We start from the raw sequence: 16,150 nt of genomic DNA, 5'->3' as shown, positions 1-16,150 counted from the left end.
GCCTCCGCAGCACCCTCACTCCGGCAACACCGCCACCGAAGCCTCACTCGTCAGCATCAAAAACGTCAACGTCTCCTGCAGATACAGCCTCACCACCTGATCCGTATGACTGAGATACCCAATCGACAGATCCTGCCCAATATGCAGATCGAAGTCGCCACCACGTGTGGAAAGCACGCTCCCACCATCGATAGCTGGCGCCCAGATAATCTCGGTATTCACCAGTCGCTTGAGATGCGCGAGCACCGGATACCCTTGGTCACTCGCCTCGCTAACAGCCGTATACGCATCCGCGCCCAGTAAAACCGAATACGGCCCATCGACCCCGGCAAGACGCAATTGCTCGAGCGCCTTCGCGATCACCGCGGGATAGTCGCTCAAATCCGCCGGCAGACTCAGCTTGGGATTCGACGAACCCTCGCGAATGCCGACAATATTCGCCGCCTTATAACCGTCGAAAATCGCACGGTCCTCGGCATAGGCCAGTTGTTGTGCAGCATCTTTAGCCGGCTGCCAGTCCGAGTCTTCCGCGCCACGTTCCACATCGTCGATCGCGTCGCGCGTCAATTCGAACGGCACGCGCAATTCCACTAGCGCTTTCACTTCGCGCTGCCGCGCACTGATACCAGGCTGCGGCGGCGCAATGGTGGACTGATGACCCGTGCCAACGGCAGACAGACTCGGTCCACCAGGTCCTTTCACATCGACCACACGGCGACCCGCAACTGAACGTCTGAAGGTCCGTGCGACTTCTTCCTCGATCTCCGACCAGGCGGCCGCGGATATAGGCGCGAGTTCGCGATGCAGATTATTCATGTTGAGGTGCTCCTTTGAGAGAGCCGATGTTCAGCGAACCATCGCTGAGCGGTTCGGCAGACGGCGGGGATTCGGGTTCATTGACGGGTGTCGCTACTGCGGCCGGATCGCGCTCGGCCAGCGCTTCAAGCAGAGGAGCCGAAGGCACAAAGAACAGGCCGCCCGTGACCGCGCGGCTGTAGTCGAGCAGCCGATCATAGTTGCCAGGCGGCCGGCCGACGAACATATTTTCGAGCATCTGTTCGATCGGCGCAGGCGAGCGCGCATAGCCGATAAAGTACGTGCCGAACTCGCCGAAGCCCGGTCGGCCGAACGGCATGTTGTCGCGCAGGATTTTGACCTCTTCGCCGTTGTCGTCGATCGTCGTGAGCGAGCTGTGCGAGTTGGTGGGCTTCACCGCCTCGTCCAGTTCGATGTCGGAGAGTTTGGTGCGCCCAATGATGCGCTCCTGCGTCTCGACCGACAGCCCGTTCCAGCCGGTCATGTCATGCAGATACTTCTGCGTGAGCACGTAGCTGCCGCCGGCAAACTCGGGATCTTCCTCGCCGACCACCGTGAACGTGACAGCTTCGTTACCGGTTGGATTCTCGGTGCCGTCCACAAAGCCAATCATGGCGCGCTGATCGAAGTTACGAAAACCGTGGATTTCGTCGACCGTGGTCACGGCGCCGCTGAGCCGGCCCATCAGTTGCGTAGCCAGCTCAAAGCACAGGTCCATCTGGTTGGCACGGATGTGCAGCAGGATATCGCCGGGCGTCGCCACTGCGAGCCGCTCGCCGGAGCCGAATTCGCGGAACGGATGCAGGCCGGCTGGGCGCGGCGCGCCGAACAGCGCATCCCAAGCCTCTGAGCCGAAGCCGCAGACACAGGACAGGCCGCCGGCCGGTACACGCTTGCCGACCGAGCGCACCAGCGCGGCAATATCGGCGCACCAGGCTCGCACGGTTGCACGACTGGCCGGGTCGGGGTTGATGGTCGCAACAATGAAGATTGCACTGGGAGTGACCTGCACGGACACCGCTTGTGGTTCGTGCGTAACAGCAGCAGGGATCGGGGTATCGGACATCGCTTCGGCCTTTCAGGCTGACAGGTCAGACAAGGTTGGTCGGGGTAGCAAAGGGAGACGCAGGGCCACAGGATATATCACCCGAGGCGTTGCGGAACGCCAAGGGTAGCAGGGTGCGGGGTTTTGTGTGTCGGAGGGAGGTGCAGCGGGAAGGCCGAACGTATCAATTCGCGCCGTTTATCCGGTCGTTTGAGACGAACAGGATGGACCGATAACGCTACCGGCCCACCGCGCGCAGCGCGAACTGCGTACTAGGCGCTCCTGGCTCGCAACGCCCAGTTCAGGCGCTTCTGCATGCTGGCATTGGGATGAGCAAGCCGGTCGGCGAGTTGCGCCACGGCACCGTCCAGTTGCGCCAAGGTCTGTGCATGGCCTCGATCAATGGCCATCTCCAACGCACGTGCGGTGGCTTCGAGCCGCTCGCCAGTTGCTGGCGAAGCGGGGGAGCCGTGATAACGCGCAATCATCGCGTCGAGTCGCGTGAGGATTGACGCGGCGTACGCCACGCCGGCATCGTTCGATACCGCTTGCCCAACATGCCCGGGCACAAGCGCGGCTTCGTCGGGCCGGCTCAACACGCGGGCCCAGTGCAGGCAACTGAGCATGGATCCCGTAGCGAGTTCGACGCCCGGGTTCCACACGAACACCCGTTGGGTTTGCAACGGTCGCAATGCAACGCGCAGGTCATGCCAGCTTCGGTCCAGTGTGCGCATTGCCGCGCTTGCCGCGGTGCCGTCCGGTTGTCGCGCATCGGGTTGTGTAGCAAGCCGCACCACCTGCCGGAGTGCCGCGAGTACGGCGGCGATTCGCGTCTCGACATGGCGCGTCGCTGCGAGCGGCATCATCAGAATGGCGACGGCAAACGATACGACGCAGCCCACCATCACTTCCTCGATGCGCAACTCGACCAACGGCCCCATCGCAAAGCCCAGTTGTCCATAGACGAGGCCGACCAGAACCGTGATAAAGAACACGCCCGGCGCATACGCATTCAGGATGTAGTACGCCCAGCCGAACACGCACAGCACCATGGCCACGGCCATCAGCAGCGGCTCCCCGTGCAGCGAGTTTGCCAGCAGCATGCTGGCGAGCGCGCCTGCGAGCGTCCCGGCCAGCCGTTGCGCGCCACGATAGACGGTATCGGCACGCGAGCGGGTGCCGAGAAACACGACGAAGGTGGTGATGACCGCCCAGAACCAGCGCTCCGGCGAGAGCGAATGGCCGATCACCATGGCGAGCAACGCCGCAGTGGTGGCACGTGCCGCGGGCAGCCAGGCGAGCTTCGCACGGATCTCGCCGATCCACTCGGCGGCGGTCTTTTTGCCGCGTGCTGCAGGCGACGTCTGCGAGACGCGCCGCGGCCGCGCGGCTTGCCTGAGCCGTTCGACGGCCCTGCGTAGCGGATCGGCGTCTACCCCTTCCGATGCCGAGCCGAACGCGGTCTGTCCCGCCGCCACCTCGAGTTCGACGAGCCGTTCGCGCAGCGTAGCGGCGTCAGGCGGGTTCAGCAGTGCGAGTTGTTCTTCCAGCGCGAGCGCGGCCTCATTCAGTTCGGAGACGCGCGCGGCGCTGGCGACGCCAGGCATCTGCGCAGTGCGCGTGGCAGCCAACACGCGTTCAGCGCGCAGCGTGACGGTATGCACCGCCAGGCGCAAGGTCCGCTCGGCGTGTATCGGTACGATCAGTCGTCCGACGAGCGCCACCATCGCTGGGCCGACCGTCGACAACGCAATGGTCTGCGCAACCTGGGCGGCCGAGGGATGCAGATACAGCCCAAGATAGAACGTAACCACACCGATCATCGCGCAGCCAAGCGCTCGCGGACCGCAAGCCTGGCAGAGCATGCCGGCGAACATGACGAGCAGGAAGCCGGCATCGCCCGCGAGCGGATAGCGGCTCAACGCGGCGGCGACGGCGAAGTTCACGCAGCCGCACAGATAGAGGTAGAACAGGGTGACGAACCACGCGCTGCGGCGCGCGTCGCGCACGAATAGCGGCGCGATCATGCTGAACAGGACGCCGAGGGCAGCAAGGGTGACGGGCTGGTGATGACCGGCCGTCCATGCGACGCAGGCGATGCCGCTCAGGAGGCAGGCAAGCGCGGCGCGCAAGGCAGTGTGGAGGCGTACGAGTCCCGGGTCCGCAACCAGCAGGCGGCCGGCGACGCGTGAAAACGCGACAGCAATCATGATCGATGATATCCAGGCTAGGAGGTCGAGACCGGCTTGTGGCCGACTGCGACAGGGCGGATGGAACCGCCAGCTTCAGGCCGCCGACCTGGGCTGTGAGCCGGGATCACCGGCCCACAGCCCGCTCGACGACGGACTACATCACCCGCGCATGACCACATCGGTCGCAGGAAACGGCATCTGCGTAGCGGTGGCATGTTCGGGTTTTCCCGAATGATATCTGGTCAAAATTAGCTGCGTCCAGAAAAGCAAGGTGAATTCGCTATTTTTTATGAAGGCTGGTTGAAAGCTTTGGCGTTCACAGAACCTGAGACAGAGGCGGCTTTTAGACAGCACGGCGCGGCACGGGAAACGCAAAACGCAAAATGCAAAGCTCAGATGCAGCGATCCATGGCGATGCGATGCGCCCTCCCTTCAAATCGCAAAACCGGAAGTCTGAAATATCAGTTGTATATTTAATCTGTGATCCTAATCAAATAAGCCGATCCAAATTTCACACCAGGTTCGTTCTTTGGAGGCGTGAAATTTGGTGCGTTGCGCAAGCGATAAGGCAGCGTATCGCAGTACAAAACGTTGAGCTTTCAACGAGGGTGGCAAAGCGCGGAAATGACTTCATTTAAGGGGTCTGCGCGAAGTCAATGCTGAGCATTGCATCTCTCCAGGTTGGTATTACACAACGCTTTTTCGCTTCCGTCTCAATCTCGATGGACGACCCGCCACGAGCGTGCAAGCATCCGTCCCGTTGCGTGTTTATGAACCGCAACCATCAACGAAGTTTGCCATTGAACCCTGCATGGCAGTTCGAAAAAAGCGCGTCGTTTATATATCCAAGAACCCGGAGATCGTAATGAGAAAGCAGTTCATTGCATTGGCTGTATTAGCCGCATGTGCCGCCCCCGTATTTGCCCAAAGCAGCGTCACGTTGTATGGCGTGATCGACCAGGGCATCAACTACACGAGCAACGTCGGCGGTGGCCGCGAGTTCGAGATGGCGAGCGGCTATGCAGAGGGCAGCCGTTGGGGTTTCAAGGGTTCGGAAGATCTGGGCGGCGGCATGAAGGCCATCTTCCAGTTGGAAAACGGCTTCAACGCAAGTACCGGCGCGCTCGCTGAGGGCGGCCGTCTGTTCGGACGTCAGGCATACGTTGGTCTGGCAAGCAACACGTACGGTACGGTCACGTTCGGCCGGCAGTACGACTCCGTGGTCGATTACTTTGCGCAAACCACCGCCAACGGCAACTGGGCCGGCTATCTGTTTGCCCACCCGTACGACAACGACAATAGCGACAACTCGTTCCGTCTGGACAATGCCGTGAAGTACGCGAGCCCGAACATTGGTGGCTTCCAGTTCGGCGGCGCGTATGCGTTCAGTAACGATACCGGCTTCGCCAACGATCGCGCCTACAGCTTCGGCGGTCAATACACCAACGGCGGACTGCTGGTAGCCGCCGCGTATATGCAAGCGGACAATCCTGGCGGGACCACTGGCGGCGCAATCACCACCAACGACGCGAGCTTCATTGCCGAGCGTATGCGCGTCTGGGGCGCCGGCATCAACTACACGTTCGGCCCGGCGACGGTGGGCTTTGCATACTCCAACTCGAACTACAAGAACCCGACGGCAAACGGCTACATCAGCACAACGGCGCCGCTCGTCATCGGCTCGACGCTGAACACGCTGAAGTTCCAGAACCTCGAAGTGAATGGCAAGTATCAGATCAGCCCGGCGTTCTATGTCGGCGCGGAGTACGTCTACACAATCGAGAACTTCGATGCCTCAACCGGCAACGTCAAGCCGAAGATCCAGACGGTCGGTCTGATGGCCGACTACAACCTCTCGAAGCGCACCGACGTCTACATCCAGGGCGTGTACCAGGACGTGACCGGCGACAAGACGAACTCGGTGCTGGACGACGGCTTCGTGCTCGGTACCGACGCACCGTCGTCGAGCTCGAGTCAGACCGTGGTTCGTGTCGCCATCCGCCACCAGTTCTAAATTTTTGCTCCACCACGCGGCATGACGTGACGCGATCGGCGTGACGTGATGTCCTTGGCAGGCTCATCGTGCATCGGAAGATTCACGATGAGCTTTTTTTCGTCCGCAGCATAAAGTGCCACGCGCCACTCCGGCGAACGCTTAATTGCGCTGTATGTGGGCCGCAAAGCACTTCCCAGGCGGCGCCTCGAGCACCAGAATGCGCCGCCTGGGTCTGGCAAACCCTTACCAGATCTCCTTGCGCTCGCCGTACAGCCCGTCCCGGCGGGCTGTGAGCCGCCTGCCTCCACGCTCGCAGCAATTCATGCTGTGAAGCGCTATCAAAACGATTCGTTTCGCTTGCGCGCGATGCCGAATCAGGACATTCCGTTAATTTTGCGGTGCTTAAATTCACTCAACCCGCAACGTTCCTCGAAATGACGGGCAAACCACGTTACACAACCCGGATTCATTCATCCTTGGTCCCAGGAGCAGATTCCATGAACGACGACGAAATCAAACGAGCCGGTTTCAGCCGCCGCGACATGATGCGAGTATTGGCTGCGGGCGGCATGCTCGCGACGGGGGCCAGTGGTTTGCTGGCGGGCGCGACCAGCGCCTTTGCTGCCGACACGCCGAAGAAGGGTGGCAAGATTCGGGCTGCCTACGACTCCAGTTCGACCGCCGACACGCTGGATCCGGCCAAGGGCTCGGCCGGCGCCGACTACATCCGCTTCTTCATGTTCTATAGCGGGCTCACGCAGTTCGACAGCAGCCTGACGCCGCAGCCGGCGCTGGCCGAGTCGTTCACCGGCAGCGACGCGAAGGTCTGGACCATCAAGCTGCGCAAGGGCGTGACCTTTCATGACGGCAAGGCGCTGGCGCCCGCCGACGTGGTGTACTCGCTGATGCGCCACAAGAACCCGGCGACGGCCTCGAAGGTGAAGTCGGTCGCGGATCAGTTCGACGAGGTCAAGGCAAGCGGCCCGGATGAAGTGCAGATCACGTTGACCGTGCCGAACGCGGACCTGCCGGCAATTCTCGCCACGCCGCAACTCGTCATCGTCAAGGACGGCACCACCGATTTCTCGACCGCCGTGGGCACCGGCCCGTACAAGCTGAAGACGTTCAAGCCAGGTGTCACGACGGTCGGCACGCGCAACGACAGCTACTGGCGCCCGGGCAAACCCTACCTCGACGAGGTGGAGCTGATCGGTATCGGTGACGACGCGGCGCGCGTGAACGCGCTGCTCTCGGGGGACGTCCATCTGATCAGCGCCGTCGATCCGCGCGCAACGCAGCGCGTAGCGTCGACGCCGGGCTACGCGATCAAGGAGACCAAGTCGGGTCTCTATACCGACCTCATCATGCGGCGCGACAACACGATCACCGGCAACCCGGACTTCGTGGAAGGCATGAAGTATCTGTTCGACCGCGAGCAGATCCGCACGGCAGTGTTTCGCGGCTATGCGGTAATCGGTAACGATCAGCCGATTCCTCCGGGTCACCGCTATTACTTCGCCGGTCTGCCGCAGCGTCCGTACGATCCGGACAAGGCCAAGTTCCATCTGCAGAAAGCCGGCGCCGTCGGCTTGACGCTGCCGCCGATCTACGCGACTTCCGACGCCAACGGTTCAATCGAAATGGCCGAGATGATGCAGCTGACGGCGCAGAAGATCGGCGTCAACCTGGCGGTCAACCGCGTTCCTGCCGATGGCTACTGGTCGAATCACTGGATGAAGCATCCGCTTGGCTTCGGCAGCATCAATCCGCGTCCGAGCGCCGACGTGCTGTTCACGCAATTCTTCAAATCGGATGCACCGTGGAACGAGTCCGGCTGGAAGAATCCCCAGTTCGACCAGTTGCTGATTACGGCGCGTGCAGAAACCGACGACGCCAAGCGCAAGCAGATGTACGCTGACATGCAGACCATCGTCAGCAACCAGGGCGGCATCGGCATTCCTTCGTTTATCAGTCTGCTCGACGGTTACGACAAGCGCCTCAAAGGCCTCGGTTCGATTCCGACCGGCGGCATGATGGGCTTCTCGTTTGCCGAGAACGTCTGGTGGGAAGCCTGACCCGGCAGACCCTCCTGACCGGCTCGCCGGTGGCGCAACAGCGCGACATTGCGTTGCGCCACCGGTCTCTGCAATCCTCGTAGGAGGCCCGTGCGATGAACCAGACCATTGCAGCGCTGATCGTTAAGCGCATTGCGCTGACGCTGCTGATTCTGCTGATCGTGTCGATGATCATCTTCACGATTACCAACCTGCTGCCGGGCGACGCCGCACAAGAGGCGCTCGGCCAGGCGGCGACGCCGGAGACGATTGCGGCCTTGCGGCTGCAGTTTGGCCTCGATCAGCCGGCCTACCTGCGTTATCTGCATTGGCTTGCGGGCCTCGTGCGCGGTGACTTCGGCATGTCGCTCTCCGCCAGTCTGCCGGTCAGCGAGATGATTGCCGGCCGTCTGCCGAAGTCGCTCGAGCTGGCTGCAATCACGACGCTCGTCTCGGTGCCGATTGCGATTTCGATGGGCATCCTCGCCGCCGTGAAGCGCGGTTCGCTGCTCGATCGCATGATCAGTCTCAGCACGCTGGCGCTGGTGGCTACGCCGGAATTTCTGATCGCGACGTTCGCGGTGCTGGTGTTCGCGGTCAAGCTGCATTGGTTGTCCGCGCTGTCGTACAGCGGCGAGATCGACAGTTTCGAACATTTCATGCGGGCCTATGCGATGCCGGTTATCACGCTGTGCTGCGTGATCATCGCGCAGATGGCGCGCATGACGCGAGCAGCGGTGATCGAGCAGCTCGGCTCCTCGTATGTCGAGATGGCGATTCTCAAGGGAGCGCGTCCGGCGCGTGTGGTGCTGCTGCATGCGCTGCCTAACGCGATTGGCCCGATTGCCAATGCGGTGGCGTTGAGTCTGTCGTATCTGCTGGGCGGGGTGATTGTCGTCGAGACGATCTACAACTATCCGGGCCTCGCGCGTCTGATGGTCGATGCGGTCAGCAACCGCGACATGCCGCTGGTGCAGGCCTGCACGCTGATCTTCTGCCTCGGCTATCTGATTCTGGTGCTGCTCGCGGATCTGTGCGCGATCGTTTCCAACCCGAGGCTGCGGACATGAACATTCCTCAATCGTCCCCCATCGATCCCCGTTCGCCGACGCCTGCTGAAGGGGCACTCCTTAGGAGTTCTGCCATGCCCGCTCCTCATTCACCCGCGCCTTCCGGTGGTGGTGGCGGCGCTGCGCCGACGCCACCGGTCAGGCGTGCCGCGCGCCGCTTGCCGTCGCTGTCGTTGAGCGGCTGGATCGGCGCCTTCATGGTGGCGCTTGCGTTATTCGTGGCGATTTTCGGGCCGATTCTCGCACCGTATCCGGTGGGCGCGATCGTCACGCAAGATGTGTTCGCGCCGTTCAGCGCTCACTTGCCGCTCGGCTCCGACTACCTGGGTCGCGACATGCTGAGCCGCATCATGTACGGCACGCGTTTGACAGTGCTGCTGGCATTGGCCGCGGCGCTGTTCGCCGCGCTGTGCGGAACCGGTCTCGGTTTGCTGGCAGCCGTCGCCGGCCGCGCCGTGGACGAGACCATGAGCCGCATACTCGACGCAGTGAGCTCGATTCCCACCAAAATGTTCGCGCTGATGATCGTGGCCGCGTTCGGTTCGTCGCTCACGTTGCTGGTCATCACAGCAGGCATCAGCTATACGCCTGGCGCTTATCGCATTGCCCGCTCGCTGGCTGTGAATATCAGCGCGCTCGAATACGTGCAGGTAGCCAAGGTGCGTGGCGAGAACGCGATCTACATCTGCTGCGTGGAAATCCTGCCGAACATGATTCATCCGATGCTGGCCGACCTCGGCCTGCGTTTCGTGTTCGTGGTGCTATTGCTGAGCAGCCTGAGCTTCCTTGGGCTGGGCGTGCAGCCACCGTATGCGGATCTCGGCTCGCTGGTGCGGGAAAACATCGCCGGTCTCGGTGACGGTGCGCCGGTGGTGCTAATGCCGGCTATTGCCATTGCGATCCTGACGGTCGGCGTCAATCTGCTGATCGACGGGCTGCCTGGGCGTGGCAAGCGTCTGCGTTTGCGCCGTGCCGCGGAGGCTCGCTGAGATGAATACGACAACCGACAATCTGGTTGAAGTGCACGGACTGCGCGTGGTGGGCAGCAGTGAAGGGCGGCCCGAAACGACCATCGTCCACGATATCGACTTCACGGTCGCACGCGGCGAGGTGCTCGCGCTGATCGGCGAATCCGGCTCGGGCAAGACGACAATTGCGCTTTCGCTGATGGGTCACGCGCGTACCGGCTGCCGTATTGCGGGCGGGTCTATCCGCGTTGGCGACGCAGATGTGCGCTCGCTGTCACCCAACGCGCTGGCTTCGCTGCGCGGTCGCAAGGTTGCCTATATTGCGCAAAGTGCAGCGGCGGCGTTCAACCCGGCGCGTACGATTCTCGACCAGGTGATCGAAAGCGCGCTGATTCATCGGACCATGAGCAAGGCGGCCGCCCAGGCAAAAGCGATCGAATTGTTCCGCGCGCTGGCGTTGCCGGATCCGGAGCGGATCGGCAAGCGCTATCCGCACCAGGTATCGGGAGGCCAGTTGCAGCGACTGCTGGCGGCGATGGCGCTTATTACGGATCCCGAACTGGTGATTCTCGATGAGCCAACCACTGCGCTCGATGTCACCACGCAGATCGATGTGCTGCAGGCGTTCAAGCGGGTCGTGAAGGAACTCGGAACGACGGCCGTGTACGTGTCGCACGATCTGGCGGTGGTCGCGCAGATGGCCGATCGCATCGTCGTGCTCAGCGATGGCGAGATTCGCGAGGTGGGCAGCACGGCGCAGATTCTCAATGCACCCGCGCATGCATACACGCAGAGCCTGATCGCGGCGGTCATGCCGACGCCGCGCGGCGCACGTCCGGAAGGACGTGCTGCGGCCGGAGCCGACGAGCGTCCGTTGCTGGAGGTGAAGCGGCTTGTCGCAGGCTACGGCAAGACCGATGCAAAGGGTTATCCGGCGGCACGCATTCTCGACGACGTGGATCTGGTGATCCATCGCGGCAAGACGGTCGGCGTGATCGGCGAGTCGGGGTCCGGCAAGACTACGCTCGCCAAAGTAATTGCAGGGCTGGTGCCGGTAGCAGGCGGTTCGCTGCTGCTCGACGGCGAGCCGATGCCCAAGCGGCTGGATCAGCGCAGCAAGGAGCAGTTCAGGCGCATTCAGATCGTGTTCCAGAACGCGGATACGGCGTTGAATCCGGTGCATACGGTTGAACGGATTTTGTCCCGGCCGCTTGCGTTCTATCACGGCATGAAGGGCGAACGTGCCCGGCAGCGTGTCGCCGAACTGCTCGATCTGGTGCGACTGCCCGCAGCGCTTGCGACCCGCCGTTCGGGCGAGCTGTCGGGCGGCCAGAAGCAGCGGATCAATCTGGCACGAGCGCTTGCGGCCGAGCCTGATCTGATTCTGTGCGACGAGGTAACGTCCGCACTTGACACTGTGGTAGGCGCGGCGATTCTCGATCTGCTCGCCGACCTGCAACGCAAGCTGGGTGTGTCGTATCTGTTCATTACCCACGACATCGGCAAGATGCGCGCCATCAGCGACGACATCGTTGTGCTGTACTCAGGACATCGCGTCGAAGCGGGCGATCGCGCGGCACTGTGCGCGCCGCCGTTTCATCCGTATGCCGATCTGCTGATTTCATCAGCTCCGGAGTTGCGCACGGGCTGGCTCGATGAGGCCACCATTCGCTGTCACAGCGAATTGCCGCCGATTGGACCCAGCGCGGCGCATTCCGAACTGTGTACGTTTCTCGGACGCTGTCCGTTGCGCGTCGACGGCTTGTGCAACATCACGGCACCGGCGCGCCGGCAACTGTCGAGCGGTGCCGAAGTGCTGTGTCATCGCACGGAGCTCGATCTGACGACCTTGCAGGCTGCAATGGTGCGAGAAGGTACCGTCGTATAACGGGAAAAACTTCATGGCTCTGAGAATCGGTGTTGATATCGGTGGCTCGTTCGCGGACTTTGCAGTACTGAATGATGAAACAGGCGAGCTGAAAACGCTGAAAGTGTTTTCCCGTCCCGATAGCCCTGGCGCCGAAGTTTTACGCGGTATGGAAGGGCTGGCCGAACGCTACGGCATCGATCCGCATGAAGTGGCTTATTTCACGCATGGGACGACGGTGGGCGTCAACGCCGTCGTACAACGCAAGGGTTTGAAGCTCGGCCTGATTACGACACGTCACTTCGAAGACGTACTCGATATCGCGCGGCTCAAGGGCCCCGATATGTATAACCTGATGTCGAAGCGCCCCGCGCCGCTGGTGCCGCGCGAGCGTGTCTTCGGCATCGTGGAGCGGCTGACCGCGGACGGCACGGTCGAGACGCCCGTGAATGAGGCGAGCGTGCTCGATGCACTCGACAAGCTGCGCCGTGCCGGTTGCGAAGGCGTGGTGATATCGCTGCTGCATTCGTATCGCAATCCGGCTCATGAGCACGAGGTTAAGGCCATCCTCGAGCGGGCCATGCCGGGTCTCTTCGTTTCATGTTCCTCCGATGTATGGCCAATCATCCGCGAATACGAACGCACCTCGACGGCCGTGATTGGCGGCTATGTGCAGCCGAAGGTGTCGCACTATCTGTCGTCGTTGCAGCGCGCGCTGCGCGAAACCGGCATCGCGGCGGACATGAAGGTCACCAAGTCGAATGGCGGCGTGATGAGCGCCGAAACCGGCAAGACCAATTGCGTGCAGATGATTCTCTCCGGTACGGCGTCCGGCGTGATCGGTGCGGCGTATGTTGCACAGCTTTGCGGCCTGCAGCATTGCATGAGCCTGGACATCGGCGGCACGACGGCTGACGTGGCGCTGATCATCGACGGCGAGCCGCAATACGCGACCGGCGAATATATTGGCGACTTCCAGATTCATATTCCGTCGGTCTCGGTATCTTCGATTGGCGACGGCGGTGGCTCGATTGCGTGGGTCGACGATTTCGGCGTGCTCAAGGTCGGGCCGGAGAGTGCTGGGTCGAACCCCGGCCCGGTGTGCTACGGCCGGGGCGGCACGCGCGCGACCATCACCGATGCCTTCGCCGTGATGGGCGTGATCGGCAACGCGAGCCTCGGCTACAACTCGGTGAAAGTCGATCACGATGCGGCCTGCCGCGCGGTCGAAGTGCTGGCGCAGCGGCTTGGCTCCGATATTTACCGGACCGCGGAAGCGATCGTCAACGTGTCGGTGTCCGGCATGTATGCGGGCGTGAGCCGGATCGTCTCGCGCTTCGGTATCGATCCGCGCACGTTCTCGCTGCTGCCGTTCGGGGGTGCCGGGCCGATGCTCGCGTGCTACTTCGCGCGGGCACTCGGCATGGAGCAGGTGGTTGTGCCGACTACACCGGGCGTGCTCAGTGCGCTGGGCGGTTTGATCGCGGACACCAAGAACGACTTCGTCAAGACCACCTACTACGATCTCGATGCGGCGGCGCTCGAGGCCTTGCGCGACGATGCACATGCGCTCGAAACGGCGGCGCGAAGCTGGATAGCCGGTGAAATTGCGTCTCCCAGCGATAAGAGCGACGATCGCCCCGCGCGCATCACGGTCTCGGCGGATATGCGCTACAAGGGCCAATCGTTCGAAATCGACACACCGCTTGAACTGGCATGGCTGCAGGAGCGAAACATTGACGCGCTCAGCGAAGCATTCCACCGCGAGCACGCGCGACTCTACGGCCACAGCGATCTGAAAGCAAAGATTCAGATCGTGGCGCTGCGCCTCGTGATCGCGTCAGTAACCCCCAAGCCAGCCTTGCGACCCATCGAAGCCAGTGAGCAGACGCCGGTGCCGGACGCTTCGGTAAAGGTCTGGATGGACGGTGCGTTCCACGACGCCGCGCTGTTTCACCGCGCCAAACTGCTAGCCGGCCAGCACCTAGCCGGACCCGCAGTGATCGCGCAGGACGATTGCACAACCTGCGTGCTGCCTGGTTTCGCGGGACGCGTCGATCCCTACGGCAATCTGATACTCACCTACGTTGGCGCGAACTGAACCGGAGCCCGGCATGCAATTCGACAAGGCAGTCCTGCAGATTTTCGCCAATTACTGCGTCGCTGCGGCGGAAAGCATGGCGTACACGCTGGTGCGCACCGCGCATTCGACCTTCGTGAAAGAGACCGAGGACTTCTCGTGCGCGATCACGACGCCGGATGGACACACGTTCGCTTCACCAAAGACGCTTGGCGCGACCTGGTACGTCGGCCTCGATTACGGCCCGGTGATCGGCATGATCGATCATTACGAGCCGGGCGATATCGGCATGACGAACGATGCATACAGCGGTTTCGTCGCTACCCACACGCCGGATATCGTGCTCTGGAAGCCGGTGTTCTACGAAGGTGAGATCGTCTGCTTCGTGGGCGGCCACATTCACAACACCGATATGGGCGGCGCCGTGCCCGCCTCGCTGTCGCGTACGCTGACCGAGATCGAGCAGGAGGGCATCCGCTTTCCGCCCACCAAGATCGTGCGACGCGGCGTGCTCGACGAAGAGCTGCTGCGCATCATGGCTACCAATGTGCGCGTGCCGGACCAGAACGTCGGTGATTTGCATGCGCAACTGGCGTCGCTGCATACGGGCGAGCGGCGCGTGCTGGAGATCATCGAGCGGTTCGGCATCGACGGTTTCAAGGCGGGCATGCAGGCGTTGCTCGATTACTCGGAAGAGCAGGCGCGCACCGTCATGCGCGGCATTCCCGATGGCGAGTATTTCTTCGCCGAATACGCCGACGAAGACTCGGTGCGCGGCAAGCCGATGCGCGTCGCGTTGACGCTGCGTATCCGCGACGGCAGCGTCGAATTCGACTACACCGGTAGCGATCCGCAGTTGCAGTCGTCATTGAACATCCCGACCGGTGGACGCGAACGGCATGCGCTTGCGCTGGTCGGTTTCGTTTATGTGCTGTACACGCTCAACCCGGAGATCCTGCTGAACAGCGGCATGCTGAGAGTAGCGCGCTGCGTGCTGCCTGAAGGCACGGTGGTGAATGCGCAGCGGCCGGCGGCGGTCGGCATGCGCAGCCTGACCTGCAAGCTGCTGCATTTGCTGACCTTCGGTGCTTTCTCGCAGGCCATTCCTGAGCGGCTCGCCGCTTGCCCCGCAGGCGGCCTGTCGATCCTCAGCGTCAAGACAATGGACCGGCACGGCAGTACGGTCATGGCGTCGATCGGACCTATTGGTGGCGGCGCCGGAGGCATGTCGTTCGATGATGGCGAAGACGGCTCTGGTGCGAACAACGCGTTTTTGCGCAACACGCCTGTGGAGATCAACGAGGCTGAGGTGCCGATCCGTATCACGCGTTACGGCGTGGCGCCCGGTTCAGGTGGCGCAGGACAATTTCGGGGCGGCCAGGGGCTGGTGATGGAATTCAAGGTCTTCTCGCCAAACACGCTCGTCACTGCTCGCAACCGCGACCGCACGCACTTTGCCTCATGGGGCGTGCGCGGCGGCCATGCCGGCGCGAACGCGCGGTTCACCAGGAACCCCGACACGCCGCAGGCGGAGCAACTCGGCAACACGGACCTGGTGATCTGCAATCCGGGCGACGTGATCCGGCTGATTGGTGCGGGAGCAGGAGGATACGGACGTCCTATTGATCGCGACGTTCGGCGAGTGTGTGAAGACGTGCAACGCGGCTATGTCACCGCACAGGAAGCGCGCGAGGTTTATGCCGTGGCGATTGCCGACGGCGAGATCGACTCTGCCGAAACGGCTGTGTTGCGCGAGCAGGCTCATGCGATGGCGCGCAATACGCCGGTGCCTGCGTTCGAGTTTGGCCCTTACCGTGAAGCTTTCGAAGCGAAGTGGACGCGCGAACGTTATGCCGCGCTCACACATATTTTGTCAGGCGTGCCTGTGCAATGGCGCTATTTCATCAAGCATCGGATTTTCGATGCACTAGATGCGCGTGTCGAAACGCAAGGTGCGGGCGCCGAGGTGATCGAGCAGATCTTTGCGGAGCTCTGTGCTTCGTGGCCCGAGTTGCGTCGCGCGAGTTAACCGAATCGATTTACCGTAAAGAGAGAACCCATC

At 62.1% G+C, this 16,150-nt stretch carries 10 protein-coding genes; 7 read left to right on the top strand and 3 right to left on the bottom strand.

Annotated elements, in window-relative coordinates:
- Positions 1–15 precede the first annotated feature (15 nt).
- The 3 genes from P3T20_RS04160 to P3T20_RS04150 all read right to left on the bottom strand — a co-directional run bounded on the left by P3T20_RS04160 (position 16) and on the right by P3T20_RS04150 (position 4,071).
- On the bottom strand, positions 16–816 hold the full coding sequence (locus P3T20_RS04160; RefSeq protein WP_074266389.1) for a family 1 encapsulin nanocompartment shell protein: 801 nt from the start codon (positions 814–816) through the stop codon (positions 16–18).
- Entirely contained in the window at positions 809–1,882 is a 1,074-nt protein-coding gene (locus tag P3T20_RS04155; RefSeq protein WP_429286151.1) for a Dyp-type peroxidase, read from the bottom strand. The genes P3T20_RS04160 and P3T20_RS04155 overlap by 8 nt, the downstream gene beginning before the upstream one ends.
- 251 nt (positions 1,883–2,133) lie before the next feature.
- Positions 2,134–4,071 carry an FUSC family protein gene (locus P3T20_RS04150; protein WP_429286150.1) on the bottom strand — a complete coding sequence of 646 codons (1,938 nt, stop codon included), beginning with the start codon at positions 4,069–4,071 and terminating at the stop codon, positions 2,134–2,136.
- Between the two features lie 847 nt (positions 4,072–4,918).
- Between P3T20_RS04150 and P3T20_RS04145 the strand changes: the two genes are divergently transcribed.
- The 7 genes from P3T20_RS04145 (at position 4,919) to P3T20_RS04115 (ending at position 16,117) form a co-directional block, all read left to right on the top strand.
- Entirely contained in the window at positions 4,919–6,067 is a 1,149-nt protein-coding gene (locus P3T20_RS04145; RefSeq protein ID WP_429286149.1) for a porin, read from the top strand.
- Between the two features lie 479 nt (positions 6,068–6,546).
- Complete coding sequence (locus P3T20_RS04140; protein ID WP_429286148.1) at positions 6,547–8,124, top strand: ABC transporter substrate-binding protein; 1,578 nt, start codon at positions 6,547–6,549, stop codon at positions 8,122–8,124.
- A gap of 95 nt (positions 8,125–8,219) precedes the next feature.
- A complete protein-coding gene (locus P3T20_RS04135; RefSeq protein WP_429286147.1) occupies positions 8,220–9,173 on the top strand; it encodes an ABC transporter permease in 954 nt (317 codons plus the stop codon).
- Positions 9,174–9,247: 74 nt separating this feature from the next.
- Positions 9,248–10,162 carry an ABC transporter permease gene (locus P3T20_RS04130; protein WP_254368925.1) on the top strand — a complete coding sequence of 305 codons (915 nt, stop codon included), beginning with the start codon at positions 9,248–9,250 and terminating at the stop codon, positions 10,160–10,162.
- Position 10,163: 1 nt separating this feature from the next.
- Positions 10,164–12,029, top strand: a complete 1,866-nt coding sequence (locus tag P3T20_RS04125) for an ABC transporter ATP-binding protein (protein ID WP_429286146.1) — start codon at positions 10,164–10,166, stop codon at positions 12,027–12,029.
- Positions 12,030–12,042: 13 nt separating this feature from the next.
- Positions 12,043–14,109: a hydantoinase/oxoprolinase family protein gene (locus tag P3T20_RS04120; RefSeq protein WP_429286145.1), complete on the top strand. Its 2,067-nt coding sequence runs from the start codon at positions 12,043–12,045 to the stop codon at positions 14,107–14,109.
- Between the two features lie 13 nt (positions 14,110–14,122).
- Positions 14,123–16,117 carry a hydantoinase B/oxoprolinase family protein gene (locus tag P3T20_RS04115; protein ID WP_429286144.1) on the top strand — a complete coding sequence of 665 codons (1,995 nt, stop codon included), beginning with the start codon at positions 14,123–14,125 and terminating at the stop codon, positions 16,115–16,117.
- The last annotated feature ends 33 nt before the right edge of the window (positions 16,118–16,150 follow it).

The organism is Paraburkholderia sp. GAS206C (assembly GCF_050435645.1).
Classification (GTDB): Bacteria; Pseudomonadota; Gammaproteobacteria; order Burkholderiales; family Burkholderiaceae; genus Paraburkholderia; species Paraburkholderia phenazinium_B.
This window is presented reverse-complemented; position numbering and strand designations above follow the sequence as displayed.

Bases quoted from the DNA above. Each gene is read 5' to 3' on its own strand.
- P3T20_RS04160 (WP_074266389.1), bottom strand. From the start codon at position 816: ATGAATAATCTGCATCGCGAACTCGCGCCTATATCCGCGGCCGCCTGG.
- P3T20_RS04155 (WP_429286151.1), bottom strand. From the start codon at position 1,882: ATGTCCGATACCCCGATCCCTGCTGCTGTTACGCACGAACCACAAGCG.
- P3T20_RS04150 (WP_429286150.1), bottom strand. From the start codon at position 4,071: ATGATTGCTGTCGCGTTTTCACGCGTCGCCGGCCGCCTGCTGGTTGCG.
- P3T20_RS04145 (WP_429286149.1), top strand. From the start codon at position 4,919: ATGAGAAAGCAGTTCATTGCATTGGCTGTATTAGCCGCATGTGCCGCC.
- P3T20_RS04140 (WP_429286148.1), top strand. From the start codon at position 6,547: ATGAACGACGACGAAATCAAACGAGCCGGTTTCAGCCGCCGCGACATG.
- P3T20_RS04135 (WP_429286147.1), top strand. From the start codon at position 8,220: ATGAACCAGACCATTGCAGCGCTGATCGTTAAGCGCATTGCGCTGACG.
- P3T20_RS04130 (WP_254368925.1), top strand. From the start codon at position 9,248: ATGCCCGCTCCTCATTCACCCGCGCCTTCCGGTGGTGGTGGCGGCGCT.
- P3T20_RS04125 (WP_429286146.1), top strand. From the start codon at position 10,164: ATGAATACGACAACCGACAATCTGGTTGAAGTGCACGGACTGCGCGTG.
- P3T20_RS04120 (WP_429286145.1), top strand. From the start codon at position 12,043: ATGGCTCTGAGAATCGGTGTTGATATCGGTGGCTCGTTCGCGGACTTT.
- P3T20_RS04115 (WP_429286144.1), top strand. From the start codon at position 14,123: ATGCAATTCGACAAGGCAGTCCTGCAGATTTTCGCCAATTACTGCGTC.